This is a genomic window from Mesorhizobium sp. M7A.F.Ca.CA.001.08.2.1, assembly GCF_003998455.1.
GTDB classification, from domain to species: domain Bacteria; phylum Pseudomonadota; class Alphaproteobacteria; order Rhizobiales; family Rhizobiaceae; genus Mesorhizobium; species Mesorhizobium ciceri.
The window spans coordinates 1-3,832 of sequence record NZ_RZPW01000624.1; the positions used below are offsets into that span (position 1 = coordinate 1).

A 3,832-nucleotide genomic window follows, 5' to 3' on the forward strand; every position below is an offset into this window, starting at 1 on the left:
GGGAAGATGCGCACGCTCGGCACCTGCCTGGTCAACTGGCTGATCTCGGCCATGATCTCCTGCTGGCTGCGGCTGCGCTCGTTCCACGGCGCCAACGTCATCACCATGAAGCCGGAATTGTAGGAGCCGTTCTGGCCGGCATTCTCGAAGGTCGAGCGGATCTCGCCGGAATCGCGCATCGGCTGGATCAGTCTCTCGATCTTCTGCATCTGCTGCGTCGTATAGTCGAGGCTGACGCCTTGCGGGGCGCTGATGCGCAGAAGCACGGCGGCGCGGTCCTCGGTCGGCGTCAGCTCCTGGCGGATGGTGCCGAACAGCGTGAAGGCGGTGCCGGCAAACAGCACCGCGACCAGAAGCACGATCCATGGCGCGTCGAGGCAGGCGTGTAGGCCGCGCTTGTAGGCCGTACTGAGCGCGCCGCCGATGCGGGCGCCGATGCCATGGCCCCCTTCGTGGTGGAGCGATGCGCTGGTCAGCATGCGCGAGGCGAGCATCGGGCACAGCGTCAGCGCCACAACGCAGGACAATAGCACCGACATGGCAAGCACGAAGCCGAATTCGCGGAACAGGCCGCCGGTCTGGCCGGGCAGGAACGAAATCGGCACGAAGACGGCGACCAGCGTCAAGGTGGTGGCAATGACGGCGAAAAACACTTCCTGCGCGCCAAGCACGGCGGCGGCGCGGGGCCCCATGCCTTCATTGCGTCGTCGCACGATGTTTTCGAGCACGACGATGGCGTCGTCGACGACCAGTCCCGTCGCCAGCACCAGAGCGAGCAGGGTCAGGATGTTGACCGAGAAGCCGGCCAGATAGATGGCAGCGATGGTGCCGATCATGGCGACCGGCATCGACAGGCCGGGGATCAGCGTCGCGCGCCAGTCGAGGAGAAACACATAGATGACGATCAGCACCATAGTCACGGACAGGCCGAGTGCGATCTCGACCTCGTGCACCGCGCCCTTGACGAAGACGGCGTCGTCGCTGGTGATCTTGATCGACATGCCCTTGGGCAGGTTTTCCTGCAGCTTGGCGACGGCGGCCTGGACACCGGTCGAGATGTCCAGCGTGTTCGATTCCGCCTGGCGGATGATGCCGATGCCGATGCCGGTCTTGCCGTCCGAGCGCAGCGTGGTCTGGCCGACGTCGGGACCGAGCGTGACGGTGGCGACGTCGCGGATGCGCGTCGTGCCGCCGACAATGATGTTTTCGAACTCTTCCGGCGTGGTCACGTCGGCAGTCGTGCGGACGATCAGGTCCTGGTTGGTCGTGGTGATCGAACCGGCAGGGGAATCGAAAGCGACCGAGGCAAGGGCGGCCCTGAGATCGGCAACCGTGAAGCCGAGGCTGGCCAGCTTGTTCTGGTCGACATCGATGCGAAAGATCTTGTCGCGGTCGCCATAGACCTGGACGTCGGCAACGCCGGGCACGGCGGCAAGCTCGTCCTCGATCTGGTCCTGGACCACCACGGTCATGTCCTGGATCGACATGTTGTCCGAGGTCACCGCCAGTCGCATCACCGCGTCGGAATTGGCGTCGGCCTTGACGATGCGCGGCGGATCGGCGGCGTCGGGCATCTGATTGGCGACGCGGCCGACAGCATCACGCACGTCCGAGGCGGCGACATTCAGATCGACGCCGTCGTTGAACTCGATGGTGACGCGGCTCGAGCCGAACGAGGAAGACGACGAGATCGACTTGACGCCTGAGACGCGGGCGACGGCGCCCTCGATCGTGTCGGTCAGTTCGCGGTCGACGGTCTCGGCCGCCGCGCCCTCGAAGGTGGTGGAAACAGTGACGACCGCGCGGTCGACATCAGGCAGTTCGCGGATCTCGACGCCGTAGAAAGCGGCCAGGCCGGCGACCGCAATCAGTGTGTTGAGCACGAAGGCCATGACCGGCCTGCGGATGAACAGGGCGGTGAAGCCGGTCTCGCTGGCGGTGTTGATGGTTCCGGTCATGAGCCTGCGGCGGCGTCCGCGGCGCGCTGCTCTTCGCCGGCAAGGCGAACCGCGCCGCCCTCGCTGACGCTCTGGGTGCCTTCTGTGACCACCATGTCGCCATTGTCGATCTCGGCGTCGATCAGCACGGTCTCGGTGTTGCGCTGGATGATGCGCACCGGGACCCGCCTGGCCTTGCCATCCTCGATCTGCCAGACATAGGCGCCGTCCGACCCCCACAGGATCGCCAGCGGGCTGACGGCCGGATAGGTTTGCCCCGGAAATTTCATGGTGATGCCGAACGACATGCCGGCGCGCAGCGAATCGGCCGGGTTGGCGATCTTGGCCTTGACCAGCAGGGTGCGGCTCTTTTCATCGATGTGGTTGTCGATGGCCGAAACGGTGCCGCTATAGGCGTTGCTGGGATTGGCGATCGGCGTCGCCGTCAATTGCGCACCGACCTTGACGGCGGCGGCGAAGCGCTCGGGCACCAGGAAATCGACCAGGATCGAGGACCGGTCGTCGAGCGTGGCGATAGCCGACTGGTTGGTGACGTAATTGCCGGCCGAGATCGGCAGGATGCCGACGGTGCCGGCGATCGGCGCCAGGATCGACCGGCGCTGCAGTGCAAGTTCCGTGTCCTGAAGCGCCAGCTTGGCGCCCGCCAGCACCACCTCGGCGTCAGCCACGGCTACCGGGGTCGCGGCATTGGAGGCACGCAGCGACTTGACGCGGTCGAGCTTGGACTGAGCGTCCTGCAAGGCGAGCTTGGCACGGTCCTGAGAGATCACTTCGGTCTCGGAATCGAGGGTGGCGAGGATCTGTCCCTTTTCGACATGGCTGCCGGACTCGACCAGCAGTTCGGCGAGGCGGCCGGAGCTGTAAGGATTGACGGTCACCGAGGCGTTGGCACGGCCGGTGCCGATCGCCTGTAGGCGGTCGTTGATAACAGCCGAAGTGGCCGCCAAGGCGACCACGTTCACCCGCTGATTGCCGTTGCGGCCGTTTGCCTGCCTCGCGTTGGCGGCACCGGTTTCAGCCGGGGGCGTTGCCGCGTAAGCCCAGTCGATGCCCCAACGTGCCAGCACGTCCGGTGCGCCGGGATAAAAGCGCAGCCAGGCGGCTGCCGCCACCACCAGCACCATGAGTGCAAAAAGTATCTGTTTCCAGGCGGCCATCAGCACTCCGGTTGGTAAAACAATCCTTCCGTCTACCGGTTTCCCGGAAATGAAGCAGACGCAGCGAGGCTATTGTAAGGCAAAGAAGCCGTCTCGATATCGCGTCTTTATGACAATTCTCCGGGTGCTGCGCACATTAAATATATGTAACGTTTGAGAAAATATGCGTAACGCTTCGGATCATCGCATATGCACTAACGCAGACTTTCCATCTCGCGAATGCGTTTGGCGCCTTCTGCTTCCAGTTGCCTGGTGACGGCAACGATCAGCGTTTCGGCGACGACGAAAAGGGCCGCCGATGAATCCCATGCCGACGGCACCGCAGTTCGTCCGGCGATGACATGGCGAGCAAGGCGGGCGATCGGCGACAGCCACTGGTCGGTGAACAGCACGATCTGCACGCCACGCTGATGCGCCTTCTCGGCGAAGCGGAGGAGGCTGTCCTGGTAGCGCCTGATGTCGAAGATGACCAGCACGTCGCGCTTGCCCATGTCGATCAGCCGGTCACGCCACATGCTTTCCTGCCCGGCGAGGTGAAAGACATCCGGCTGGATGATGGCGAGGTGGGCGGCCATGTAGCGCGCCAGCGGATCGGTGAAGCGGCCGCCGATCAGGAAGGTCTTGCCGCGCCGGTCCGCCAGCCGGGCGGCGATATCGGCAAGCTGCTTGTCGGACAGGTGCCTGAATGTCTCGCGCATATTGTCGAGCGTCGCTTCC

Annotated in this window: 3 protein-coding genes; all 3 read right to left on the bottom strand. The window is 64.4% G+C overall.

The genetic code is table 11. The annotated features are described in order from the left end of the window. A partial coding sequence (locus EN914_RS27690) for an efflux RND transporter permease subunit (RefSeq protein WP_164778958.1) occupies positions 1-1,958 on the bottom strand: 1,958 nt, incomplete at its 3' end. After that, entirely contained in the window at positions 1,955-3,115 is a 1,161-nt protein-coding gene (locus EN914_RS27695) for an efflux RND transporter periplasmic adaptor subunit (protein ID WP_024502762.1), read from the bottom strand. The genes EN914_RS27695 and EN914_RS27690, both read right to left, overlap by 4 nt. Before the next feature lie 194 nt (positions 3,116-3,309). Next, a partial coding sequence (locus EN914_RS27700) for a MurR/RpiR family transcriptional regulator (RefSeq protein ID WP_164778959.1) occupies positions 3,310-3,832 on the bottom strand: 523 nt, incomplete at its 5' end.